The following is a 23,254-nucleotide window of genomic DNA, read 5'->3' on the forward strand; positions in this document are numbered from 1 at the left end:
GATGCACAGAGGTTTTGAGTTAACCTCCTACGGAGTGCGAACGCAGAGGAGCTTCACTCAGCTTTTGTCTAGCTGTTTTCCATGTCGACGATAGGAGACATCTCTATTCAATTTACTTCGCTTCTTGGTGAGGTATTTTATACCGCAGAGTTGCACAGAGGGTACACAGAGATGCACAGAGGTTTTGAGTTAACCTCCTACGGAGTGAGAACGCAGAGGAGCTTCACTCAGCTTTTGCCTTTACGTTTTATCATGCTGACCTGCCTTTGCCGGCAGGCAGGCGATAGGAAGCATCTCTAACAAGTGTAATTGATTTTCTCGCAAAGCCGCTGAGTCGCAAAGTTGAGATCCTTCGACTCCGCTGCGCTCAGGATGACAAATTGTGCAGTTAAAATCCGTGAGAATCCACGACTGCGCAGCACCCGAGTCACCTGCCTGCCGGCAGGCAGGTCCGCGTTCCCTTTTCATTCTTAGCTCTGTTTCTATGTTTATTACTGTAAGGTGCTATTTGTTATGCTAATAATAGGAAGTCTAGAGATTGAATTTTCGCAAAGCCGCAAAGTTGAGATCCTTCGACTCCGTTCCTCCGCTCAGGATGACAAACCGACCAGGTAGCAGGTCTGATTGAAGCTGCCCGACAACCAACAACCGGCAACCATCAACTATTCTATCCAATACGAACCCGGGCACTATAACTCTTTCGCAGCGCAAACCAATACCGCATCATGATGCTGTCCCACTCATCGGGCGATCGGCCTATGAGTTCTTTAACACGCTCTTTTGGGAGGATGCCCTGCCTGCCATCGCGGTCAATGTCTTTTAGTTTTACCTGTTCCATTTCTTCGGTGGTGGTTTGCTGTACGGTGTCGCTGGTGCAAATCTCTCCCGAAAGGCGGTTGGTTATCATCTCGGCCATTTTGATGCTGCACTGGCTTTTAAGGTTGTCAAAGTTAGGCTTGATGTAGGCATTGCCCTCGCGCATTTCGAGCGGACTCGAATTATTGATGAAGCCCTTACATTTCAGGAAGTCGACTACCCCGCCGCCCACCCCGTCTTCATCGGCAATAATGTTGCTTAGCGCAATGCCGTGTTTTGTCTGGAGTATGCGTGCACGGCCTACCACCTCGTCCAGCCCTGATTTTGCAATGGCCTCGCGGGCAATGCACACCCAGCCGTGCCAAATGCGAAATACTGTTTTATCGCGACCCTTGCGGGCAACGTCTATGGTCATGTACTTAAGCCCTTGCTGCGGAATGTGGATGGGGTTGAAATAGTCGGCAATGGCATCGCGGTCTATCAGGGTTGCGGGGTCGTCATCATACTCCCAGTTGCCAAAGTAAAGGCGTTCGCGGCTGTTTTTATCGAGCCGCAAAAGCGATTGCAGATAGCTGGGGTGCAAGTGCGGATTGTCCGTAGGCAGGCTCTGGATAAAGCGGCGGTGCGGTGCTAGCAATCCATCGCGGCAGGGTTTGTAGAACTCCTTATATGCCCAGTTTTTTGCAGGGTTACAGCTGCCCAGCATCTTGGGTATAAGGCCATATTCGGTAAGCTTATAACGAATGCGGCTCTTAACAATTTGCCATGCGTGATAGGCCACCTGGCTGCATTCGTCTATAAAAGCACCGGTAATTTCTAGCGAACCCAGGCTGTCAAAATTGGGATCAGACGGGTAGTAGAACAAATCTTTAAGCAGTATCTGGCTGCCGTTTTTAAACTGGATAATATGCTCTACCGACTTATAGCTGAACTGGTTGCCCAGCTTTAGCAGCGTGGCAAGCTCAAAAAAGGTATTGAGCGTGGTTTCTTTAAGGGTTTTGAGCTTGCTGCGCCCCATGAGCCAGCGCGTACCGGGGTATTTTTGGCACATTTCTATAAGCCACAGGCATCCCAGGGCACTCTTGCCACCACCGGCAGCACCGCCATAAAGCACCTCTTCGGTAAGGTTGTCTTTAAGGTAATAAATGGCGTGTTCCTGTTTAATGAGCAGCTTCATCATCGCCCAGCGGATTTTGGCCATAGCCCAAATTAAGGGTTACGCCGCGCTGTTGCGGGTCATCGGCATCGTCATACTTTTCGTTCCACTGTTTTGGGTTGCGGTTGCGCAGCCAGAACTGCTGCGAACGGAAGTCGGCCGGAATGTGCTTTTCTACCTCTACAATTTCTACGCGTTCTTTCTCTACACGCTTGCCGTTTTCGTCGTAGTAAATTTCCTTGCATTTAATGGGCTGGCGGGTGGTAATAACCCTGTCTAACGTTGCCTGGTATAGCGAAGCCACGACTTCGAGGTCGGCCATTTTTTTGCCGCGCAGCAGGGCATCTTTAAACTCGGCGTGCTGTTTTTTCCAGTAGAGTATGGTGTCGCGGCTTACGCCAAACCATGCCGCCAGCGATCCGTCTGTAGCGCCGATAATGCAGAGTTTTTGTGCCTGCGAGGCATAATCAGGGTTATATGCGGGTTTGGGTTTTCTGGGTACGGAAGCAGGGGTTGCTGCTTTCATGTTGGGGTGGTTAGGGGAATATTGGGTAAAGAAAAACCCTCAGTTAGGTTGAGGGTTCTTTTTCAAAATAAGGAGTAACCCCTTTATTTTCGATGTATTCTCTGATCTTATCGGTTTCGCTAAAATCAATATATTCAACTAATTTATTGTTCTTAACATATGTCCAGGCCTGATGTTTTCTTATTTGGATCTTATCAGGCTCTCGTCCGATAATAAAATATTTACCGTCTTTTTTATCTTTAGAATTTGCGGCGGTTGCAAAAGTTACATATTTATTCAAATCACTCTCCAGGTAATAAACATGTTTGGAGAAATCAATGGTTTGCCCTGCTACTATAATTCCATTCTTGCCGATAAAGTCAACAGTTACAGGTGTAATTAGTTCTTCAAATTCAAAGGGAGTAATTGTTTGTTGTATGTTAACTTTGCCCTCTATTTTTGGGAATAGTGCAATTTCTACCTGTTGCTCAAAGGTGGTTTCAGCATCTTCTATCATTTCTTCATAGCGGAAGATGTACTTTTCAAAAATTCTTTTAAAATTTTCCTGATTAAGGGGTATGTCAATCGACTTTACCTCAGAAAAAGAAACAAGATTATTATTATACCTATGCAAATAAGACATATATGATTCTTGAACCCATGCCGTTTTCTTGTTGGTAATGTCAAATTTAATACTGCCTTCCTCTAAGGCTTCGTTAATATCCTTGTGCAGGCTTTTAAAGTATGTTTTCAGTATGGTGTAATTCTGAACCGGAATCAGACTTTTAATGGCCTGTAATTTTGATTCAGACACCCTAAACTGATTATTTTCATTATCAAACATAATAAGCCCAATGCTTACTTTTTCGTCTAAAGCTGCATTAAGTGGAATGTAAACTATGCTGAAAAATGTTTTCATTTGTTGTAAAACTTTATCTGAATGAATGACCTGAAAGATGTTATACAATCTTTAAGCCATTTTTCGTTAAACAATTGTTTTCTGAGATTTTCTTCAAGTGCTTCAGTATCAATTTTCCATTCGGCGGGTATAAGACTGATGATGTTTGGAAGAGCTTCTTTGCATTCAGATACGCAAAGGTAGAAAGTTTCTACAATGTTATCGACTGCTGTCTCTAATTTTGTGCCTTTTTTAAATAATATACTGGTTAAGTCTGTGTTTATAATTGATTCATCTTCTGTAATCTGAGCCAAACCGTATTTTAGGCTCCCGGAGTTAAAAATTTCTCCATGGTCAAATACGCAGAATCTATAATCTGATATATCTGTAATATTCAATAACAAATTACTGTTATTGTGTGTCCGGTCTTCGTTGCTTAACCAAATATCAAACAACCCAATCAGTAACAGGTCTTCCTTTTGTTTGATTTTCTTTCTAAAAGAGTGATCTTCAAAAATGGAAGTTGAAGATTTATCGACATGAATAGAACTCTTTAGATAAAAGGATCCAAAGCATAGCTTTCTGAAATTTCGAATCTGGAGCGATTTGTTTTGGGGTATGTGTTCATCTTGTGCGTTTATTAAACAAATACCAGGCGTATCTAAACCCCACACCTGTGCAAATTTAGATCCTAATATCTCATTGATGAGTTTATAAGGATCATTATGCTTAAGTACCCAATCATTTAAATCATCACAGGTTACTAACAGCGGTTTTGCACCGGTGTCATACACTTTCGTAGCCTGATGAATGGTTTTTCGTACTGGTAGCACTTGGCTGGTAAATTGGTTTTATCAAATATAGAACTTTTGATTATAAATACTTTAATTCATTTTCAATATGTCAAAGAACACTTTTAGTATTAAAGCCGTCAGGTCACAAGCCGAAAGCCCCCTACAAAAACCTGCTACTTTTGCCCTGCTACCAGCGCTTCACGTTTCGTGAACAGTTAAACTCATCGCGGCTACTAAAGTCGGCGTGGGTGCGGAGGGAATCTTCGGCGGCGGCAAGGCAGCGTTCGTCAAAGTACTCACGAAAAAAGCTTAACACCTTAGCAATACTCAGGCTCTCGTAGAACTCGCCATACTGCCCGTTGATAATGCGGCGGAACAGAAATGCAGGGTCTTTCATGTTAGGGTAATTTGTTGATTCGATAATTGATTTTCTTGAACGGCCATGAAGTTGAGATACTTTCACTCCATTCCTCCGTTCATGATTACATCATGCCTTGTCATGCCGGCGACAGGAAGGATCTCACATAATAATTTTTTCTCGCGAAGGCGCTAAGGCGCAAAGTTGAGATCCTTCACTCCATTCCTCCGCTCGGGATGACAAATCAGATTGAGTGAAGCTGCCATCAACCGGGAACCATCAACTAACAACCAATTGCTACACCCTGATAATATTATCAATAATCACGTTATTATATGTGCCTTTGCTGCCCGAGATGTGAAATTCTATCTCGGCTACGTCGCCGGGCAGTACGTCCTGTAGCATCTCTATTTTGGTCCCCAGGGCAGAGGGGTAAAACACGCGCCCGGTTTCCTGTTCAAAGTGCAGCTGCTGAACGGCAGTACCCAGTTTGGTTGTTTTTACATCGCCTATGGCAGTAATGATGCCTTTTATTTTGTAGTTCATGATTTTGAATTTAAAGATTGAATGATTGAAAAATTTAAAGATTGTGAACGGGCTGGTTGTTGTGTTCAGGATGACAAAGCCGAGTGAGGCTTCCATCAACTAATAACCGGCAACTAACAACAATTAGCTACGCCTCGCGCACCGCAAAAGCTACCAAGTTGTTGTACTGTATGCCGCTGTTTTTGCTTATTTTACCTTCCAGGGTAACGTCTACCTGTATTTCGTCGTTTTCTTTGTAGGTGGCAATTTCATCCATACGGCGGCCGCGAAATTCTACAAATGCTTTTTGCCTGTGGTCTGGCACAAGGGTTACTACTTTCTTTTCGTGGCCTGCGGTATTGCGGTATTCAATGCTTTCGATGGTTCCTGTTATTGTCATGATTTTTGTTGATTTAAAGATTTTATGATTGAAAAATTGGTTGGTTGGATTTAGATGGGACCTGCCTTTACCGTCAGGCAGGCGCGGATGCCGCGGATTTTGGCGGATAATCGCTTATTAATAGTAATCCGGATTATTTAAGGTTTCTTGTCTTGCTGCTTACTGCGACTGAACACTGTTACTTCTTCACTCTGTTATCGTAAATCGCCTGTCGGCATTAAACAGCATTATGGCTTTCATGTTTTGCAGGTAGCGCTGTTGTTTTGTGTTTATGGTTTCTGGTTGGGTTGGGTTGCTGCCTGCTGTAAACTGATCACTGCTTTTGTGTGTCGCGGCCGTTATCTTTTGTTTTTCATCTTTATCTCTTTTATTCAAATCTTTTAATTCTTCATACAATCCGCGCAATGTTGCACTTAGCGTTTTTAGGTTTTGCTTTATCTGTGTGGTGTTTTCCACTTCAAACTGCGCGATATGAGAGGCTAAGTAGTAGTTATATGAAGCTTTAATTGCGCATAGTTCCACTATTTCTTTCATAACGTGTTGTTTGTTTCGCATATTGTTATATCTTTGTAGAAGTATAATGCAAAATTAAGTGGAATATTCCACACAACAAAATAAAAGAAGGTAAAATTTTCCACATTTGGTGTAAAATTTTCTCATCCGCTGCGTAAAGTGTTGACTATGGAAGGATTGGATATAAAAAAACGTCGTGAAGAACTGGGGCTGACCCAAAAAGAGCTTGGCGACCTTATTGGCGCCAGCCGCGAAACCATTATTAATTATGAGAAGGGCAAGCCTATACCGCGCAGCAAAAGTGAAATATTAAACAAAGTGTTGCAGGAGGGTACTGTATATAATAAGAAAGTAGTGGGCGAGGAAGTAGTGCGTTTTGCCGAGCCGATAGAAAATAAAAATGGTAACCGTTTTCTTGAACTACCAAACGGCAAGTTCTATATGCTTATGCCGTTGGCCGAGTTTGAAGTGCAGGCGGGCTTTTTAGACAATTATCAGGATTCTGATTTTCTTATGGACCTTAGTCAACACGGCATCATGGTAGATAAAACGGTACAAGGGCGCTATGTGGCTTTTCGCGTAAACGGCGATAGTATGGATAACGGCAGCAGCCACGCCATAGGCCGAAACAGCATTGTTACCACCCGCGAGCTGCAACGCCAGCACTGGGTTAGTAAGTTGCGCTACCGCGATTTTCCGTACTGGGTTATTTACACTACGCAAAGTAAGCTGCCGCTTTTAAAAGAAATCATAGAGCATAATACTGAAGAGGGCTACATTACCTGCCACTCGCTAAACGATAGCCCTGAGTTTACTGATTTTCGATTATATATGAATGATATTCAGGCGCTGTTTTATGTTATAGACGTAAACAGAACCGTGAGTAAGAAGGTGGTGTATTAGATGTGGGTTTGTTTGATGCTTTTGTCATGCTGACGATAGGAAGCATCTCGGGTAATCAAAGTTGAGATCCTTCGACTCCGCTGCGCTGCGCTCAGGATGACAAAGCGATGCTTGGTACAGGTGCGGTTTTTGTCATGCTGACGATAGGAAGCATCTCACATAATCAGAGTTGAGATCCTTCGGCTCCGCTGCGCTGGGCTCAGGATGACAAAGATTCCCTTTAATACTGATGTAGTTTTTGTCATGCTGACGATAGGAAGCATCTCAATAAATTTTCACGCAAAGCTGCAAAGTTGCACGTTATTAGATTTGAGATCCTTCACTTCGTTCCTCCGTTCAGGATGACAGAGGGTATGATTTGTTATGCTGACCTGTCTTTGCCGGCAGGCCGGCGATAGAAAGCATCTCTATTCAAAATACATTAAATACCAACCAATGATTAAAACTTTAGGCACGCATAATTACTACGTCTATATTTTAACCAATAAAATTAAGACGGTTCTTTATACCGGTGTAACAAATAATTTAAAAGACCGGTTATACTTCCATCAGAATCCAGAGGCTAACAGCAAAGCATTTACAACAAAATATAAGTGCTTTTATCTGGTATACTGGGAACATTATAGTGATATAAATATTGCAATTGACAGGGAAAAACAGATTAAAGGATGGAAAAGAGATAAGAAAGATAAACTGGTGTCGGAATTTAATACGGAATGGAGATTTTTAAATGATGAAATATAAGAAGTGTCTATTGAGATCTTTCACATCGTTCCTCCGTTCAGGATAACAAAACGTTCCTTGATGCAGGTGCTTTTTGTCATGCTGACGGTAGGAAGCATCTCGGTTTTTTAGGCTTGAGATCCTTCGACTCCGCTGCGCTGCGCTCAGGATGACAAAGCGTTTCTTGATGCAAGTGCGGTTTTTGTCATGCTGACGATAGGAAGCATCTCACGTAATCAGAGTTGAGATCCTTCGGCTCCGCTGCGCTGCGCTCAGGATGACAAAGATTCCCTTTAATACTGATGCGGCTTTTGTCATGCAGACTATAGGAAGCATCTCAACAGATTTTCACGCAAAGTTGCATGTTATTAGATTTGAGATCCTTCACTTCGTTCCTCCGTTCAGGATGACAGAGGGTATGATTTGTTATGCTGACCTGCCTTTGCCGGCAGGCCGGCGATAGGAAGCATCTCGCGTAATTAGGGCTGAAATGCTCCGCTCCGCATGATGTCCCACCGACTTTAAAACTTTCTACTTTAAGACTTTAAGACGTCATTAACTTTATTAACCACCATTTGCGGTGTTATGGTGCGCATGGCATCTTCATAGCCTGGTACTACCTTGTTGCCATAAATAGAGGTCGGTAGCATAGGGTACTGCTCGCGGTTTGACGTAACGGCGTTAGTTGCCGGTTGTAAAAACGGCGCAAAGCCCGCATAAGGGTGCGTGGCTCCCCAAAGGGTAACTACTTTAACACCATACATGGCGGCCATATGCGCATTGGCACTGTCCATACTCAGCATCAGGTTAAGGTTACTTATTATTTGCAGTTCCTGCTTCAGGAGCATTTTTCCGCCTGCTATAACCTGAATGTTAGTGTGGCCTTTGGCAAATTTTTTAAGTTGTTTTGCTTCATCTTTTCCACCGCCAAACAAAAACAGGGTAGTATTGGGTTGTGTTGCAAGGGTGTTTATTACCTCCTGCATCAGGTCTTTAGGGTATACCTTGCCACGGTGCTGGGCAAAGGGTGCAATGCCTATCCATGTGCCGGCTTTCTCTCCGGTTACGGCTACCACATCGCTGCTAAGTTCTAATTTTGGCAATAGGGCATTATCATCTAAAACGATAGGAAAACCCAGTTGTGCCAGTACTTCGGCATGGCGCTGTGTAACAGGGGTTATTTGTTCGAATACCTTATTTTTAGCGGCTGTAAGCTGCTTGCGGGTATCGCGCATTTTATTTGTAGTTGCGGTTTTTTTTCCGCGCCATGCAAAAAGCTTCGTAATGATTTTTGATCGCAGTACGTTATGCAGGTCGGCCACGGCATAAATACGCAGTGCCTTTAATTCTTTATAAAGCCGCCAAAGCCCTATAAAGCCTTTATGGAACTTATTAAAATCGGCCTCATAAATATTTACCCCGGGTATGGCCTCAAAAAAGGGCTTGTATAGACTGCGCGAGGCAATGGTTATCCTTACATCAGGATACTGGTGCGCCAGGGCATTAACTAAAGGTACCGTCATGGCTACATCACCCATGGCAGAAAAGCGCAACAGGAGCAGGTGTTTGTGGCCCATTTTTTTTCTGTGTGGCATAAGTGTCGATTGGTTAGTGCCTGGGTTTGGCCTCTGGGGTAAGCCGTGCCGGGCTAAAATATAAAACCTTCCCACGGGCTATGGGAAGGTTTAAGTATGTTTTGGTATTACTTCTTGTTTTGGTACAGCACCGGGTTTAGTTCCTCGTCGTTGTACATTTTCATTTGCTTGTACACCTTCATGTACTTGTCGCCGTTTTGTATATCGGTAAGCAGGTCGTCTATAGCTGTGCTAAGGTCTTTTTTCTGCTCCAGCAGTACGTTTAGTTTTTCCTGGCACTTAGCCTTGTGCTCATCACTTGCTCCGGGGCGGGTAGCCTCTTCGCTCATATGATAGATCTTAAGGGCAAGTATAGACAGGCGGTCTAATGCCCATGCAGGGCTTTCGCTGTTTATTTTGGCATCGGCTTTAGGCTGTACCTCTTTATATTTATCAAGAAAGTAGCTGTCTATAAACTCTACCATATCTGTACGCACCTGGTTACTGGCGTCTATTTTACGCTTAAGTACAAGGGCTGCTACAGGGTCTATTTCCGGATTACGAATAATGTCCTCAAAATGCCACTGCACGGTATCTACCCAGTTTTTGGCATACAACAGGTGCTCTATCTGGTCTTTGCCATAAGGGTTGTTAATAGGCTGGTCTACACTGTCGTGCACATGATAGTCGTTAATGCTTTGCTCAAAAATGGCGAATGCGGTGCTTGAAAACATGGTTTTTATTTTTTTACAAATATAGTTTTAATACTTTTATCTTACCAAAACAAAATTTTTATCAAAATGATACGTCATACACTGTCTGAAAACAACAGCATCCTTAACCATTTTATGGCGCAACTGCGCGATGTATCGCTGCAAAAAGACAGTATGCGCTTTCGCCGAAACATACACCGCATAGGCGAAGCCATGGCTTATGAGATTAGCAAAACCCTCGATTACGTTCCGTTTGATATTAACACGCCACTGGGCATTAAGCAATCGCACAAAATTAAAGACGGCATAGTGGTGTGCAACATACTGCGTGCGGGGCTGGCCTTGCACGAAGGGCTTATTTCGTTTTTTGATGATGCAGAGAACGGCTTTATTTCGGCCTACCGCCATCACCCGTTTAACGATGACCGTTTTGAAATTGTAACCGAATATAAGGCAGCACCATCATTATCCGGTAAGACGGTTATTATTGCCGACCCTATGCTGGCCACCGGGCAGTCGTTAGTAGCATCGTGCCAAAAGCTGCTGGAAAACGAAACCCCCATTGCAGTGCATATTGCCGTGGTTATTGCCGCGCCAGAGGGTATTGCCTACCTGGAAGAGTACCTGCCAAACAACTACCACCTGTGGATTTGTGATGTAGACAGCCACCTGAATGATAAAAAATATATTGTTCCCGGACTGGGCGATGCCGGCGATTTAGCTTATGGCGTTAAGTTGTAGAAAAAGGTGCTGCAATAAAATACACAATGTATTAGAACCAACGACATTAACGTTGCTGTCGCGGATTTGTGGTTTATTACTGATTGTTATTGTTTTACACACGGATAAAAATCCGCGCGATCGGATAGAAGTAGCAAATCAAAAAGTTATTTTACATTAATTTTACGTTTATCATCACTCCAATACCAAACCTAAAATGAACTTCGCACTTATGTTCATGTTATTGCCGGTAATATTTCAGGTAGTATTTGGCATCAAGGCCATTCGCAAAACCACAGTACTACCTTTACCCGTGCTACTGCCTATAAGCCTGGGGTTGCAGTTTATATGTACCTGTGCAGGTTTTGTATCGCTATACAGTCTATTACAAAACAATGTGCCATGCCGGCCTTTGGTGTATTTGGCATGGGTATTTTATATGGTATTATAATCATTGTTATTTTATAATCCAGCTTATAATAGCAATCATGTACAGAAACAAGAAACTGAAGTAATCTTATATCTGTACAAATTTTTGATGTCACATATCTGTGATCCTCGTGTAAATTCCGTAGAGCTATCGTCGTTATAACGCACGGATTACAAATCCGCATAATCGGAGCAGAGCCTTACTGGAGAGTAGTGGGGTCTCAGGGGGATGTGGGAGGTATTATTAAATAAATTAATGAGTTATGAAAATATTTAAAGTTCTGAATACTTTAGCTTCGTCAAAAGAAGAACAAGTAAGCTATCTTATAGCCATAGGTACGTTCCCTTCTACAGATGAACTGGCAATAGAGTTCGACGACGAATACAAAATTTTATTGGGTATCCTAAATGATAAAAAAAATAGCTTTTTAAATTCTCATTTAAATTTTTTAAATAAGCTTAATGAAATTGATTCCATTTTTGCAGAAATGAATCATGCGAATGTAAAAATATTTTGGGATGCAGCTTCACTTGGTTCTGAGAAGTGGAACAAAATTCGAGAACGAGCTAAAGATGCATTAAATTACAGTAAAATATCAGATATTATGAATTTACTAGTCTAAAATGCTATACCTATTGCTCGGATATGCAATAAACATAACCGTTGAGTATAGCGTGGATTTTTAATCATAAGTGTTCGAAACCCCTGATGGCGAGTATCTGTAATTCATGATTTATTTTACCCTACTTTATCACTGTAGTTTACGCATGGCTTAGCGCGATTAGCCCGAAAGAAGCAGCCAAAAAAACGCAACTGTAAACCTAATATAATCATCAATCAAAAATAAAAACCCCTTTAAAGCCACCAGCTTTAAAGGGGTTTTAACAGTATAACTAATTAAATATAGCTATTACAGTTTATTTTCTTCCTGCGCTTTTTTAGGAGCAGAGGTTTGATGGTCTTCGTCTTTGGCGGCATTCTTAAATTCTTTAATACCAGTACCCAATCCTTTCATAAGTTCGGGGATTTTCTTTCCGCCAAACAGCAATACAACAATTACCAGTATTACAAGTATTTCGGTGATACCTAATTTTCCCATGACAATATAACATTTTAAATATTAGACAAAGTTAATTATAAAATATATTCGTTTAACTAATTACGACAATTATTTGACTTTGGTTTGCGTTAAATAAACTAAATTCATCAATTGCCTTTATTTTTTAGTAGACTATTGCAGCTGGCAAAACCCTAAAATAAGGCAGTATTACTATATTTGTCAATTAAACGGTTATTATGGCAAAACGGCTCAAAAAGCAAATCATCCGGAAAAAACTCTTCAATAAAAACCGCCTGGTCATATTGAACGAAGATACCTTTGAGGAAATTTTTTCGCTCAGGCTAAACCTGATGAATGTGTTTGTAGGCATTACCAGTATCTCTATTGTAATGATAGCACTGGTTACTTACATTATTGCCTTTACGCCGCTGCGCGAATACATTCCCGGATATGCCAGCACAAAGCTAAAGCGCGAGGCTACGGCCAATGCCATTAAGTCTGACTCGCTTATTAAAGAGCTGGAAGAAGAAAAAGCCTACCTGGCATCTATAAAAAAAGTACTTACCGGAGACCTCGACAAAACAAAACTAAGTCGCGACAGCATAGTACCTTCTGAACAAAAAGAGCTTACCGCCGAGGAAATGAAGCCCAGCGCTGCTGACCAGAAACTGCGTCAGGAAGTGGCACACGAGGATAAATACAACCTTTTTGAAAAAGCCACACCACGTGTAAACCAGGTACTATTTGCACCGGTACAGGGCAAGGTAACACAGGCTTACAATGCCGCCAAGAAACATTTTTATGTAGAAGTAGCAGTGGCAAACAACACGCCGGTAAAGGCCATATCTGCCGGAACGGTTATACTGGCCGACTGGACCCCCACTAACGGTAACGTAATGGTGGTGCGCCATAACGACGGAATCATGTCGGTCTACAAACAGCTTACATCAATAACCAAGGAGCAGGGCGATGTGGTAAAGAGTGGCGAAGTACTGGCACTGGCGGGCTTTAGCGGCAAGCAGGGTGGCGTGCAGCTGCACTTTGAGCTGTGGAAAGATGGCTACCCAATAGACCCAACCCAGTTTATAGATTTTGAATAATGGATGCTTTTTTTGATAACATAGCCATACCCTCACTCTACTCTGGCATTGCCTTTGCCTTTGTGGGTTCTATGCTGCACTTTAGCCCTCCGTCAGAAATTAACGGGGTTATAGGCTACCGCACTAAGGCGTCTATGAAATCGCAGGAACGGTGGGATTTTGCCCAAAAGTATTCGGCTATGTTTATGGGTATTTGCGGTGTTATCATGGTTGCGCTGTCTTTGCTGTCTTACTTTATACCCATAGATGCCGAATTAAAAAACATAGGTGGTTTAGGACTGCTTCTTACAAGCGCAGTATCTATGATAGCCGCTACCGAAATAGCACTTAAAAAAAGATTTAAAAACAACTACTGATGGAACTATATCTTGGCAATACAGGTTTACTATGTGGTTTGGTGTTTTTTATCATGGGTGGCATTATGTATAAATGGCCGCCAAAAAACATAAACGGCCTGTATGGCTACCGCACGGGTTCGTCTATGCAGTCTCAGGAACGGTGGGAGTTTGCCCAAAGGTTTTCTGCCATACAAATGATCAAAGCCGGTGGTGCACTAATGCTTGTAAGCCTTATATTGGCACTGTTGCAGGTGGGCATAGAAGTTATAACCACCATAGGTACCGTACTGCTTTTAGCATGCACCGGCTATTTGCTGTTTAGTACCGAAAGGGCTATCAAAAAGAATTTTGGAAATAAATAAAAAGAGTCATTCAGCTATGAACCCACTTGTCGGCAGGCAAGGTTTACGGCTAAGATTTATATAAAAAACAATCCGTTACAATGTCATTAAAAACATTAGGAGCGCAACTATTCGCAAAAGTTATTCACGGTAAAACCCAAAAATGGGCAAACAATCCTGTAGCCACCCAGCAAAAGGTATTCGGCGAACTTTTGGCGAAAGCCAAAGGCACACAGTTTGGCAAAGACCATAATTTTGAGGGCATAGATAGTATGTCTGATTTTGCTGCTCATGTACCCGTACGCGATTATGAGGGGCTTAAGCATTATGTAGACCGCGTGGTACATGGCGAAGAAAACATATTGTGGCCGGGCAAGCCGCTGTATTTTGCCAAAACATCGGGCACTACAAGCGGTGCCAAGTACATTCCGCTTACGGCAGAGAGCATGCCTTATCATATAGAGGCAGCACGAAATGCCATACTAAGCTACATTAACGAAACAGGCAATGCAGGGTTTGTAGATGGCAAGATGATATTTTTGCAGGGCAGCCCGGAGCTTGATGAAAAGCACGGCATTAAATTTGGCCGTCTTAGCGGTATCGTGGCGCACTTTGTGCCCGCCTACCTGCAAAAAAACCGTATGCCAAGTTGGGAAACCAATGTTATAGACGACTGGGAAACCAAGGTAGATGCCATTGTAGCCGAAACCATTAACGAAGATATGACCGTAATATCGGGCATACCTAGTTGGGTGCAAATGTATTTTGAAAAGCTGCACCAAAAGGCAGGCAAGCCCGTGGGCGATATCTTTAAAAACTTTAACCTGTTTATATACGGCGGGGTAAATTATGAGCCGTATCGTGCCAAGTTTGAAAACCTGATAGGGCGCAGGGTAGACAGCATAGAGCTTTTTCCTGCATCTGAAGGTTTTTTTGCCTACCAGGACAGCCAGTCCGAAAAAGGTATGCTGCTGCTGCTTAACTCGGGCATTTTTTATGAGTTTATAAAAGCTGACGAATTTTTTACCGAAAAGCCGCGCCGCTACACCATTGGCGAAGTAGAACTGGGCATAAACTACGTGCTTATTATTTCTACCAATGCAGGCTTGTGGGCCTACAACATAGGCGATACTGTTGCCTTTACCAGCCTTGCGCCCTATCGGGTTATAGTTACCGGCAGGATAAAGCATTACATTTCGGCATTTGGTGAGCACGTTATAGGCAAAGAGGTAGAAAGCGCACTTAACGAGGCTATGCAGGGCAGCTATGTAAGCGTAAATGAGTTTACCGTAGCCCCGCAAATAAACCCTGCAAGCGGACTGCCTTACCACGAGTGGTTTATAGAGTTTGAACAAGAGCCTAAAGACCTTGCCACATTTGCCCTTGCGGTAGATACCGCCATGCGAAAACAAAATGTATATTATGACGATCTTATAGCCGGTAATGTGCTGCGCACGCTGGTAATTACTAAAGTGGGCAAAAATGGTTTTCAGGAATACATGAAATCAATAGGCAAGCTAGGCGGGCAAAACAAGCTGCCCCGCCTGAGTAATGACCGTAAGATAGCAGCGTTTTTTGAGTAAAAAGTTTAACTAATAAAAAATAAACCACATAGATATATAGCCTTGATTTCCGGTAAAGATTGCAGAGAAAGCTTCGCTTTACATAGCTATGTGCGGAGTTTATTCCCTATAATTTTCTTTTAAAGTGTCTAAAGCTATGTGCCTATGTGGTTAAAAAATAATGTAATATGCACATGTTAACCAAAATATCATTTCGTTAACACGTTGCTTTTTTTAATATAAATTCAACTAAAAATAAACCATATAGATACATAGCCTTCGTTTTCGGTAAAGATTGCAGAGAAAGCTTCGCTTTACATAGCTATGTGCGGAGTTTATTCCTTATAATTTTCTTTTAAAGTGTCTAAAGCTATGTGCCTATGTGGTTAAAAAATAATGTAATATGCACATGTTAACCAAAATATCATTTCGTTAACACGTTGCTTTTTTTAATATAAATTCAACTAAAAATAAACTATATAGATACATAGCCTTCGTTTTCGGTAAAGATTGCAGAGAAAGCTTCGCTTTACATAGCTTGTGCAGAATGTTATTCTCTATCTGTACTTTTAAGGCATTAAATGCTATGTATCTATGTGGTTGAAAATAATGTGAGATAAACGATGTTAACCAAAATATCATTTCGTTAACACGTTGCTTTTTTTAATATAAATTTGGCTAAAAATAAAAATCCTACATTTGCTAACAAACAAACATTATGCAGGGAATTAAAAACATAACACGTTCGCGTGCCCAGGAATCTTCAGCAGCTATAGAGCGGCTTTACATTACTATGCGCCACCTTTTTAACCGTGGGTTCTACAAGCCTATGGGTATAAGCGGCGATACCTTGCGCGAAGCTTTGCTTTCGCTAAGGCCTGAAATTTATGGTTCAATAGCCGAAGAAAAAGCCGAACTAAATGGCTTACTGTATGTTATAGAGCGCCTTCCGGTGGGTATAGAGCAATGCCGCTTTATAAACCTTACCAGCGATGAGGGCTATGGCAAGAGCCATTTTAAGGCCATAGTGCCGCCAAAACGTAAACGAAACTGCTACCGCATAGACGATGAGCAGATGAATATAGAAATTACTCGCGGGCGCAGCGATATTTACGATATCCTTACGCACCTTACGTTTATCTACGTAGAGTCTGATAAAATTAAGAATCGTGTACTTATAGACGATAATGGCGAGATAGCGCGCGACTGGGTAAAACTGGAGCAGATTATTGCTAAAGAAGAAAAGCTTACGTTAGAGGAGCGCGAGCAGGCCATAAGCCATGTAAGCAACGTGCTGGGCCGCACTTTTGCAGAGCTCACCGATATTTACGACGGTTTTGGCACCAAGGCAGACCCTGATCGTTTTCTTAAGGTAATATACTGGCTGGGCAAACTGGCCATAGAAGAGGCTATGGGAGCCCAAAAGCGTACCATAACCTTTACCCCTATACTGCGCGAAAGGCTGGGTCACCACATTCATGGTGAAATATGGGCAGACAACATTAAGGCGGTACTTAAGCAAAACGGCTTGCTGGAACGCCCTATACATATTATAAGTGCCAATATGCACAGTGTTATGAACTCGCTGTTTGCACACCAGCTGCTTAAGGCCAAGTATAAAGATAAAGATGCGTTCTTTATTTTTGAAGAACTGAGCAAATCGGGCAACGACCCGCTACGCGAAAAGGTGCAGGAATTTGCCATGAAAAACGGCATGATCTATATGCCGGATACATCGGGTACTAACATAGACGTGCAGATTTTTGATACCGATAAGATCGACTTCTCTAAAACAGCATTCCCAACATCTGATACGGGCGATAAAAAACCGGTTATCATTGTTATGGACTATGCCTTTGGCGAACAGGCTTATGAAACCATAGATGAGCTGCTTAAACCTTACAAAGAGGGCGATAAGCGCACACTGGTAAATGTAGAGTCGGTTTCTATAATGGGTAAGGCAGGTATACTTGAAGGCAGCAAAGGCGACATCATGATACCATCTGCCCATATAAATGAGGGTACCGGCGATAACTATCCGTTTGATAACGAGCTTACGGCAGATATGTTTGAGGGGCAGGGCATACCGGTATATAGCGGCCCTATGGTTAGCGTACTGGGTACATCACTCCAAAATAAAGACCTGCTTAAGTTTTTTAACGAGAGTACATGGGGTGTTATTGGCCTGGAAATGGAAGGTGCTTATTATCAAAAAGCCATACAGAGTGCCAGTAAAATCAGAAAAAGCATTAACCCGGATGTTAAGGTACGCTATGCCTACTACGCATCTGATAACCCGCTCGAAACGGGCAGCACGCTTGCAAGCGGTGGCCTGGGTACTACAGGAGTAAAGCCTACTTACCTGATTACCATAAAAATATTAGAACAAATTTTCAATATCCGATAAGCTGTAATGGAAAACCAAAACACAAACCAGAATAACGACGTAGACATCAATGAAGTAAAACAGCGCCTTAAAGGGTATGCTGCCAGGGTTAATGATTCTTTTTTTGACGTTATACTTTTTATAAGGCATTATATAATTGCTGTAATTATACTGGTTGTAGCCGGTGTGGGGCTTGGTATTTATTTAGATAGTGGGGCTAAGACATACAGCCACAAAATTTTTGTTACGCCTAACTTTGGCAGTGTAGATTATTTGTACGAACAAATTGAACGCATAAACGGCAAGCTAAAGGAAGGCGATACTACCTACATTAAAAACTTAGGAATCAAGAATCCTAAAAAAATTCTGAAGCTGGAAATAGACCCGGTTGTAGATATCTATGATTTTATGGATGAGAACAATCCTGACCAGCAAAATAAAAGGATAGACCTGTTTAAGATTATTGCCGAAAACGGGGAGATGTCTAAAACCCTGGAGGATAAAATTACCAGCCGTAATTATAAAAACCACCTGGTAACGTTTACCACGACCGAAAGAACCGATGCAAATAGTCTTATAGAGCCGTTTCTTAAGGCACTAAATAACGACCCTTACTGGAAACAGATGCAAAAAGAAGGGCTGCAAAACCTTGAGGTTAAAAATGCAGAAAATGATGTAATGATTAGCCAGGTAAACAAAGTACTGTCTGATTATGGTAACACAGGCAGCACATCGGGTGTATCTATGCGTACAGATAATACCAACCTTACTGACTTGTTTTACTTTAAAAACATGCTTGTAAGAGAACAAGGCCGCAACAAAATAAGCAAAATCGATTTCCAGAAGGTTATAAAAGACCGTGGTACGGTTTTAAACATTTATAAAAGCGGCATAGTAACCGGGCATACTAAGCTTATCTTACCAATTATCTTTTTGTTGCTGTTTACCTTTATTGTTAAGTTCAGAGATTATTATCGTTCTCAATTAGCTAAACGTAATCTAAAATAATTCCTGCATTTTGAAAAAAGTTTTAGTAACAGGTGCCGGTGGGCAGCTGGGCCAGGCACTTAAAAAAGCCGCACCCGCACACACCGGCCTTGAATTTTATTTTGCATCATCGGGCGAAGTAGATATTACATCGGGCGAAAGCCTTGAGGCAGTATTCAGCACATTTAAGCCAGATTATGTTATTAACGCTGCTGCTTATACCGCTGTAGACAAAGCCGAAACAGAACCGGAAAAAGCACAGCTTATAAATGTAACCGGCGCTGCAAACCTTGCTAACGCATGCCTTAAATATGGCTGTGCATTGCTGCACGTTTCTACCGACTTTGTTTTTGACGGAAACAGTATCACAGCTTACACCGAAGAGGATGTGCCTAACCCTACTGGGGTATATGGCAAGACCAAATTAGAAGGCGAGCAGCAGGTAGCGGCAATACTGCCACAGCATTACATCATCAGGACGTCGTGGGTATATTCTGAGTTTGCTAATAACTTTAAAAAAACCATGTTGCGCCTTGCCGCAGAGCGCGATACCATAAACGTGGTAAACGACCAGCGCGGCACGCCTACAAATGCTAACAGCCTTGCCGAAGCACTTATTGCCATTATAAACAGTAATAAGGCGGCATACGGCATTTATAACTACAGCAACGAAGGTGAGGCAACATGGTACGATTTTGCAAAAAAAATATTTGAAGTAAACAATGTTTCTATAAATTTACGGCCTATACCTACTTCAGCATTTCCAACACCTGCTAAAAGGCCGGCGTATAGCGTGCTGGACAAAACCAAAATTAAAGAGGTTTTTAACCTTGTAATACCCAAATGGCAAACAGAAGTCTAACAAATGGATATATCAGAATTTTCGAGATTAAACAACAAAGCGAATTATGATAGGCATCCGTGGGAAACATCCCGCGTTAATGTTTTAAAGCACCTGCTAAAAAGCTTTAAGCTAAAGTTGCCTGTTCAGCGCATTGTAGACATAGGTGGCGGCGACGCTTTTTTGATAAACAACCTGTATTCAGAAAATTTTGCAAACCAGTATTTTGCCATAGACATTGCCTATACGCCAGAGGTTATAGCACAGTTAAAGACTAATTATAATAACAGCCCTATTACCTACTTTAACAGCATAGAAGATTACCTGGCTGAGTATGACGATGGTGTGCCCACCTTGTTTTTGTGCATGGATGTTTTAGAACACCTGCCGGATGAGGGGCTTATACTATCGCACTTAAGCAGCAACCCGGCTAATTATTACTTTTTTGCCGTACCGGCATTTCAGTCTATATTTTCAAGCCATGATGTGCTGCTGGGCCACTACAGGCGTTATACCGTAGCAGGGTTTAAAAATATGCTTATGCAGCATGGTTTTAGCATAAACAAAAAAGGCTACTACTTTACCTCGCTGCTATTTTTAAGATGGGTAGAAAAACTGCTTAAAAAAGATAAAAAAGAATCGATAGACAACTGGGAAGCCGGCAAACAAAAAACGGCATTGATAAATACAATGCTTACGCTCGATTTTAAAACCACAACTTTACTGGGTAAGCTGGGTATTACCGTACCCGGATTGTCCTGCTACTGCTTATGCAAAAAATAGCCATAATAATACCTTGCTATAACGAAGAAAAAAGGCTTAGCGGGGCTGCCCTCGAAGAATTGCATAACACTACAAATGTGCATATATACCTGTGCAACGATGGCAGTACAGATGGCACTGCGGCATTAATAGATGGTTTTGCTAACACTATGGAGCGTTGCTTTGCCATACAATATTCTAAAAACCAGGGCAAGGCAAATACCATATACAAATCTGCCAATGCGCTTTTAGCAAAAAACGACTATACCCATATAGGCTATTTTGATGCTGATTTTAGTACTCCCGTAAGCGAAATGAAGCGTATGCTTGAGCGCCTGGAGCAGGTGCCTTCGCAGTTTATAATAGGATCGCGCGTTAAGCTGCTAAACAACGACATACAAAGAAAAACACACCGCCACTTTATAGGCCGGGCAATTATTACCCTTGTAAATATCAGGCTTAAACTGGGCATTTATGATACCCAGTGCGGGGCAAAGCTTTTTCCGGTAACAATAGCGGCAGAAGGTTTTACGCAGCCGTTTAAAACATCGTGGCTTTTTGATATCGAACTCTTTATCCGCCTTAAGAAAAAGGGATTGCTCATACAGGGCGAAGAGTTTCCGCTGCGGCACTGGAAAGATGTAGATGGCTCTAAGCTGGGCTGGAAAACATCATTCAAAATTTTAAAAGAGTTACTGATATTACAAAAGCTATGAAAAGGATACTTGCCGGCCATTACCTGATTGCCTACCTCATTGCTATCATTATTTTTTATTTCAGTTACGGGCTGGGCATATTAAACCCACAAAACATTAACTGGCTGCTAAGTGCACGCCACGACTGGGGTACGCACTACCTGGGCTGGGCATTTTACCGCGACTCTGCCTGGACGTTTCCGCTGGGCCAGATGGAAGGCTATGTATACCCCGTGGGCGCTAACGTAGGCTTTACCGATTCTATTCCGCTTGTAGCCATTCCGCTAAAGCTTATCAGCGGCATTTTACCAAACGATTTTCAGTTTCTGGGCTTCTGGCTACTGTCCTGCTACATCATGGCAGCGCATTTCACCCTAAAAATATTCGATCTTTATAAAATACCTACTTACGTTAGCCTGCTGGCAGTAGTGCTTATTGTGGGTAACCCGGTACTGTTTTACAGGGGTATGCACCCGGCACTGTGTGCACACGGTTTTATACTGGGTTCTATATACTACTACCTTGTTGCTGCTAATGCAGAAAATGTAAAACGCATTAACCGCAAGCAGTTTTGGCTTTCTTTTTTAAGCGGGCTTATAAACCCTTACCTGTGCCTGCTGGTAGTAGGCTTTAGCTTTATACTACCCATTAAAAATTATTTTTATGATAAGCTGCTTACCGCTAAGCAAACCATACTCATACCGGTAATTACCTGTGCGGCCATAGTACTTTCCTGGATTATTGTGGGTATGGTAAGCCTGCACCATGGCGAGCGCCTGGATGTGGCAGATGGCTACGGGCTATATGGCTTTAACTACAACTCATTTCATAACTCCAGCGGGTTTTCAGCATTTTTGCCGGGTATGCAATGGGTGAGTCCGCACCAGTATGAGGGCTTTATGTACCTGGGCGTGGGCTTTATGGTGCTAATAGCACTTGCACTGGTATATTTTATTATTAAAGGGCAGCCGGTCCAGTTCTTTAAAAACCATAAGTGGCTGTTACCGCTTATTATACTCACAGTGCTGCTATCGTTGTTTGCTACAACAAACCGCGTTACATATGGCGAAAGCGTACTTTTTGAAGTGCCTATACCTAAGATCATTAAAAAGTTTGGCAACATATTCAGGGCAAGCGGCCGTTTTTTCTGGCTTACCTATTACCTTATCATATTATTCTTTACTGTTGTATTTTTAAAATCAAAAATACCGGCGTGGGCAAAGGCTATTGTACTTGCCCTTATAGTAGCACTACAGGCGTATGATATTAAGCACCTTTATACAAAAAACCTTCCGTCGGGCACGTATGATTCTCCGCTGGATGAAGCTAAGTGGAATGCAATCCTGCCCCATTTTGAAAAGATGATTACCTATCCGCCATTTAATAATCATGTGCTAAACAACATGGATTATCAGGATCTGGCATTACTGGCACTAAAAAACCATAAACAAATTAGCCTGGGCTATACTGCCCGCGAAAATGGCAGGGCATACCGCAAATTTTCGCAGGCATTAAACCTGCGCATAGCCAGCGGTAGCCTTAGTAGCGACGAATTGTATATAACCACACCGCAATACCTTGAGTTTTTTAAAAACTCATTGCAACAAAAAAAGCTACACAGCAAATACCTGGACGGATATTACCTGCTGTACACAAATAATGAGGTACCCGTTGTAAATACCGATGCCGCAGTTCAAAGACATATAGATTCTATTACGCAAATTGTAGATAAGAAATTTGTAACATCGTTTAAAACTCCTGCTTTTGATAATAACAGGATAGACTATAATGTAGAAGAAGCTGCAGTAAACAAAAATACCATTTATATGAGGGGATGGGCTTTTTTAACTGAGCAGGATAATAATAAGAACGACTCTGTTTTTATAGCAATTTCTGATAAAGGAAAAACAGACATAGCCTACACCAGGCAATTTAAAAGACCAGACCTTACACCTACATACAACAAACAGTATCTTGAAGATTCCGGGTTTATGCTGGCGCTGTATAATGGCAAAGCATTTAATGGTAATGAGCATGTAAGCATTGCTATAAAAAGTGGCGGTACCTGGACATTAAATGACCTGGGACCTATTAGCAAGCTTAAATCGGGCAAGAAGCCAAGTGATAAACATAAAAAATAAGGTCGCAACTACT

26 protein-coding genes are annotated in these 23,254 nt (G+C 42.1%); 15 read left to right on the forward strand and 11 right to left on the reverse strand.

Annotated elements, in window-relative coordinates:
- Positions 1-667: 667 nt before the first annotated feature.
- The 8 genes from DYH63_RS18275 to DYH63_RS18310 all read right to left on the reverse strand — a co-directional run bounded on the left by DYH63_RS18275 (position 668) and on the right by DYH63_RS18310 (position 5,986).
- The gene (locus tag DYH63_RS18275; protein ID WP_240409035.1) at positions 668-2,017 is read right to left on the reverse strand and encodes a phage terminase large subunit; all 1,350 of its coding nucleotides are present in this window, start codon (positions 2,015-2,017) and stop codon (positions 668-670) included.
- Positions 1,977-2,498 carry a hypothetical protein gene (locus tag DYH63_RS18280; protein WP_116790167.1) on the reverse strand — a complete coding sequence of 174 codons (522 nt, stop codon included), beginning with the start codon at positions 2,496-2,498 and terminating at the stop codon, positions 1,977-1,979. Before DYH63_RS18280 ends, DYH63_RS18275 begins: the two co-directional genes overlap by 41 nt.
- 43 nt (positions 2,499-2,541) lie before the next feature.
- Entirely contained in the window at positions 2,542-3,396 is an 855-nt protein-coding gene (locus DYH63_RS18285; RefSeq protein ID WP_116790168.1) for a hypothetical protein, read from the reverse strand.
- A complete protein-coding gene (locus DYH63_RS18290) occupies positions 3,393-4,208 on the reverse strand; it encodes a HipA family kinase (protein ID WP_116790169.1) in 816 nt (271 codons plus the stop codon). Before DYH63_RS18290 ends, DYH63_RS18285 begins: the two co-directional genes overlap by 4 nt.
- Before the next feature lie 148 nt (positions 4,209-4,356).
- Complete coding sequence (locus tag DYH63_RS18295; protein WP_162927087.1) at positions 4,357-4,632, reverse strand: hypothetical protein; 276 nt, start codon at positions 4,630-4,632, stop codon at positions 4,357-4,359.
- Between the two features lie 192 nt (positions 4,633-4,824).
- On the reverse strand, positions 4,825-5,073 hold the full coding sequence (locus tag DYH63_RS18300; protein ID WP_116790171.1) for a hypothetical protein: 249 nt from the start codon (positions 5,071-5,073) through the stop codon (positions 4,825-4,827).
- Between the two features lie 127 nt (positions 5,074-5,200).
- Positions 5,201-5,452 (reverse strand): DUF3127 domain-containing protein, encoded by a 252-nt coding sequence (locus DYH63_RS18305; protein WP_116790172.1) that lies wholly within the window; start codon positions 5,450-5,452, stop codon positions 5,201-5,203.
- Positions 5,453-5,638: 186 nt separating this feature from the next.
- Positions 5,639-5,986 (reverse strand): hypothetical protein, encoded by a 348-nt coding sequence (locus DYH63_RS18310; protein ID WP_162927088.1) that lies wholly within the window; start codon positions 5,984-5,986, stop codon positions 5,639-5,641.
- Between the two features lie 147 nt (positions 5,987-6,133).
- Between DYH63_RS18310 and DYH63_RS18315 the strand changes: the two genes are divergently transcribed.
- Both DYH63_RS18315 and DYH63_RS18320 read left to right on the forward strand, forming a co-directional pair.
- On the forward strand, positions 6,134-6,868 hold the full coding sequence (locus DYH63_RS18315) for a helix-turn-helix transcriptional regulator (protein WP_116790174.1): 735 nt from the start codon (positions 6,134-6,136) through the stop codon (positions 6,866-6,868).
- Between the two features lie 435 nt (positions 6,869-7,303).
- Positions 7,304-7,612, forward strand: coding sequence for a GIY-YIG nuclease family protein (locus DYH63_RS18320; protein ID WP_205528265.1), 309 nt, complete (start codon positions 7,304-7,306; stop codon positions 7,610-7,612).
- Positions 7,613-8,127: 515 nt separating this feature from the next.
- Here the strand turns inward: DYH63_RS18320 and DYH63_RS18325 are convergent.
- Positions 8,128-9,186, reverse strand: coding sequence for a glycosyltransferase family 9 protein (locus DYH63_RS18325; protein WP_116790888.1), 1,059 nt, complete (start codon positions 9,184-9,186; stop codon positions 8,128-8,130).
- A 107-nt stretch (positions 9,187-9,293) separates the two neighbouring features.
- Positions 9,294-9,899 (reverse strand): DUF4254 domain-containing protein, encoded by a 606-nt coding sequence (locus DYH63_RS18330; RefSeq protein WP_116790175.1) that lies wholly within the window; start codon positions 9,897-9,899, stop codon positions 9,294-9,296.
- A 66-nt stretch (positions 9,900-9,965) separates the two neighbouring features.
- Between DYH63_RS18330 and upp the strand changes: the two genes are divergently transcribed.
- The 3 genes from upp (at position 9,966) to DYH63_RS18345 (ending at position 11,650) form a co-directional block, all read left to right on the forward strand.
- Positions 9,966-10,619 carry a uracil phosphoribosyltransferase gene (gene upp / locus DYH63_RS18335; protein ID WP_116790176.1) on the forward strand — a complete coding sequence of 218 codons (654 nt, stop codon included), beginning with the start codon at positions 9,966-9,968 and terminating at the stop codon, positions 10,617-10,619.
- 196 nt (positions 10,620-10,815) lie between these two features.
- Positions 10,816-11,049, forward strand: coding sequence for a hypothetical protein (locus tag DYH63_RS18340; protein ID WP_116790177.1), 234 nt, complete (start codon positions 10,816-10,818; stop codon positions 11,047-11,049).
- A 241-nt stretch (positions 11,050-11,290) separates the two neighbouring features.
- Positions 11,291-11,650: a hypothetical protein gene (locus tag DYH63_RS18345; protein ID WP_116790178.1), complete on the forward strand. Its 360-nt coding sequence runs from the start codon at positions 11,291-11,293 to the stop codon at positions 11,648-11,650.
- A 288-nt stretch (positions 11,651-11,938) separates the two neighbouring features.
- Here DYH63_RS18345 and DYH63_RS18350 read toward each other — a convergent pair whose 3' ends face one another.
- Entirely contained in the window at positions 11,939-12,127 is a 189-nt protein-coding gene (locus tag DYH63_RS18350; protein WP_116790179.1) for a Sec-independent protein translocase subunit TatA/TatB, read from the reverse strand.
- Positions 12,128-12,324: 197 nt separating this feature from the next.
- On the opposite strand from DYH63_RS18350, the gene DYH63_RS18355 reads away from it, so the two are divergent.
- The 10 genes from DYH63_RS18355 (at position 12,325) to DYH63_RS18400 (ending at position 23,241) form a co-directional block, all read left to right on the forward strand.
- Positions 12,325-13,188, forward strand: a complete 864-nt coding sequence (locus tag DYH63_RS18355) for a murein hydrolase activator EnvC family protein (protein WP_369692803.1) — start codon at positions 12,325-12,327, stop codon at positions 13,186-13,188.
- Positions 13,188-13,544, forward strand: coding sequence for an SdpI family protein (locus tag DYH63_RS18360; RefSeq protein WP_116790181.1), 357 nt, complete (start codon positions 13,188-13,190; stop codon positions 13,542-13,544). The genes DYH63_RS18355 and DYH63_RS18360 overlap by 1 nt, the downstream gene beginning before the upstream one ends.
- On the forward strand, positions 13,544-13,888 hold the full coding sequence (locus DYH63_RS18365; RefSeq protein ID WP_116790182.1) for an SdpI family protein: 345 nt from the start codon (positions 13,544-13,546) through the stop codon (positions 13,886-13,888). The genes DYH63_RS18360 and DYH63_RS18365 overlap by 1 nt, the downstream gene beginning before the upstream one ends.
- An 80-nt stretch (positions 13,889-13,968) precedes the next feature.
- On the forward strand, positions 13,969-15,450 hold the full coding sequence (locus DYH63_RS18370) for a GH3 family acyl-acid amido synthetase (RefSeq protein WP_116790183.1): 1,482 nt from the start codon (positions 13,969-13,971) through the stop codon (positions 15,448-15,450).
- A gap of 697 nt (positions 15,451-16,147) precedes the next feature.
- Positions 16,148-17,836, forward strand: a complete 1,689-nt coding sequence (locus tag DYH63_RS18375) for a DUF6909 family protein (protein ID WP_116790184.1) — start codon at positions 16,148-16,150, stop codon at positions 17,834-17,836.
- A gap of 6 nt (positions 17,837-17,842) precedes the next feature.
- Complete coding sequence (locus DYH63_RS18380) at positions 17,843-18,823, forward strand: hypothetical protein (protein WP_116790185.1); 981 nt, start codon at positions 17,843-17,845, stop codon at positions 18,821-18,823.
- 10 nt (positions 18,824-18,833) lie between these two features.
- A complete protein-coding gene (rfbD, locus tag DYH63_RS18385) occupies positions 18,834-19,664 on the forward strand; it encodes a dTDP-4-dehydrorhamnose reductase (protein WP_116790186.1) in 831 nt (276 codons plus the stop codon).
- 3 nt (positions 19,665-19,667) lie between these two features.
- The gene (locus DYH63_RS18390) at positions 19,668-20,426 is read left to right on the forward strand and encodes a class I SAM-dependent methyltransferase (protein WP_116790187.1); all 759 of its coding nucleotides are present in this window, start codon (positions 19,668-19,670) and stop codon (positions 20,424-20,426) included.
- Complete coding sequence (locus tag DYH63_RS18395; protein WP_116790188.1) at positions 20,414-21,121, forward strand: glycosyltransferase; 708 nt, start codon at positions 20,414-20,416, stop codon at positions 21,119-21,121. The genes DYH63_RS18390 and DYH63_RS18395 overlap by 13 nt, the downstream gene beginning before the upstream one ends.
- A complete protein-coding gene (locus tag DYH63_RS18400) occupies positions 21,118-23,241 on the forward strand; it encodes a DUF6311 domain-containing protein (protein ID WP_116790189.1) in 2,124 nt (707 codons plus the stop codon). Before DYH63_RS18395 ends, DYH63_RS18400 begins: the two co-directional genes overlap by 4 nt.
- Positions 23,242-23,254 lie beyond the last annotated feature (13 nt).

The sequence above is a fragment of the Flavobacterium psychrotrophum genome (genome assembly GCF_003403075.1).
Classification (GTDB): domain Bacteria; phylum Bacteroidota; class Bacteroidia; order Flavobacteriales; family Flavobacteriaceae; genus Flavobacterium; species Flavobacterium psychrotrophum.

Excerpts from the sequence above, each read along its gene's own strand:
- DYH63_RS18370 (WP_116790183.1), top strand. The coding sequence starts at position 13,969 with ATGTCATTAAAAACATTAGGAGCGCAACTATTCGCAAAAGTTATTCAC.
- DYH63_RS18390 (WP_116790187.1), top strand. The coding sequence starts at position 19,668 with ATGGATATATCAGAATTTTCGAGATTAAACAACAAAGCGAATTATGAT.
- DYH63_RS18280 (WP_116790167.1), bottom strand. The coding sequence starts at position 2,498 with ATGAAAGCAGCAACCCCTGCTTCCGTACCCAGAAAACCCAAACCCGCA.
- DYH63_RS18345 (WP_116790178.1), top strand. The coding sequence starts at position 11,291 with ATGAAAATATTTAAAGTTCTGAATACTTTAGCTTCGTCAAAAGAAGAA.
- DYH63_RS18375 (WP_116790184.1), top strand. The coding sequence starts at position 16,148 with ATGCAGGGAATTAAAAACATAACACGTTCGCGTGCCCAGGAATCTTCA.
- DYH63_RS18315 (WP_116790174.1), top strand. The coding sequence starts at position 6,134 with ATGGAAGGATTGGATATAAAAAAACGTCGTGAAGAACTGGGGCTGACC.
- DYH63_RS18400 (WP_116790189.1), top strand. The coding sequence starts at position 21,118 with ATGAAAAGGATACTTGCCGGCCATTACCTGATTGCCTACCTCATTGCT.
- DYH63_RS18320 (WP_205528265.1), top strand. The coding sequence starts at position 7,304 with ATGATTAAAACTTTAGGCACGCATAATTACTACGTCTATATTTTAACC.
- DYH63_RS18395 (WP_116790188.1), top strand. The coding sequence starts at position 20,414 with ATGCAAAAAATAGCCATAATAATACCTTGCTATAACGAAGAAAAAAGG.
- DYH63_RS18360 (WP_116790181.1), top strand. The coding sequence starts at position 13,188 with ATGGATGCTTTTTTTGATAACATAGCCATACCCTCACTCTACTCTGGC.
- DYH63_RS18325 (WP_116790888.1), bottom strand. The coding sequence starts at position 9,186 with ATGCCACACAGAAAAAAAATGGGCCACAAACACCTGCTCCTGTTGCGC.
- DYH63_RS18340 (WP_116790177.1), top strand. The coding sequence starts at position 10,816 with ATGAACTTCGCACTTATGTTCATGTTATTGCCGGTAATATTTCAGGTA.
- DYH63_RS18365 (WP_116790182.1), top strand. The coding sequence starts at position 13,544 with ATGGAACTATATCTTGGCAATACAGGTTTACTATGTGGTTTGGTGTTT.
- upp (WP_116790176.1), top strand. The coding sequence starts at position 9,966 with ATGATACGTCATACACTGTCTGAAAACAACAGCATCCTTAACCATTTT.
- DYH63_RS18330 (WP_116790175.1), bottom strand. The coding sequence starts at position 9,899 with ATGTTTTCAAGCACCGCATTCGCCATTTTTGAGCAAAGCATTAACGAC.
- DYH63_RS18285 (WP_116790168.1), bottom strand. The coding sequence starts at position 3,396 with ATGAAAACATTTTTCAGCATAGTTTACATTCCACTTAATGCAGCTTTA.
- DYH63_RS18300 (WP_116790171.1), bottom strand. The coding sequence starts at position 5,073 with ATGAACTACAAAATAAAAGGCATCATTACTGCCATAGGCGATGTAAAA.
- DYH63_RS18355 (WP_369692803.1), top strand. The coding sequence starts at position 12,325 with ATGGCAAAACGGCTCAAAAAGCAAATCATCCGGAAAAAACTCTTCAAT.
- DYH63_RS18350 (WP_116790179.1), bottom strand. The coding sequence starts at position 12,127 with ATGGGAAAATTAGGTATCACCGAAATACTTGTAATACTGGTAATTGTT.
- DYH63_RS18305 (WP_116790172.1), bottom strand. The coding sequence starts at position 5,452 with ATGACAATAACAGGAACCATCGAAAGCATTGAATACCGCAATACCGCA.
- DYH63_RS18380 (WP_116790185.1), top strand. The coding sequence starts at position 17,843 with ATGGAAAACCAAAACACAAACCAGAATAACGACGTAGACATCAATGAA.
- DYH63_RS18310 (WP_162927088.1), bottom strand. The coding sequence starts at position 5,986 with ATGAAAGAAATAGTGGAACTATGCGCAATTAAAGCTTCATATAACTAC.
- DYH63_RS18275 (WP_240409035.1), bottom strand. The coding sequence starts at position 2,017 with ATGGCCAAAATCCGCTGGGCGATGATGAAGCTGCTCATTAAACAGGAA.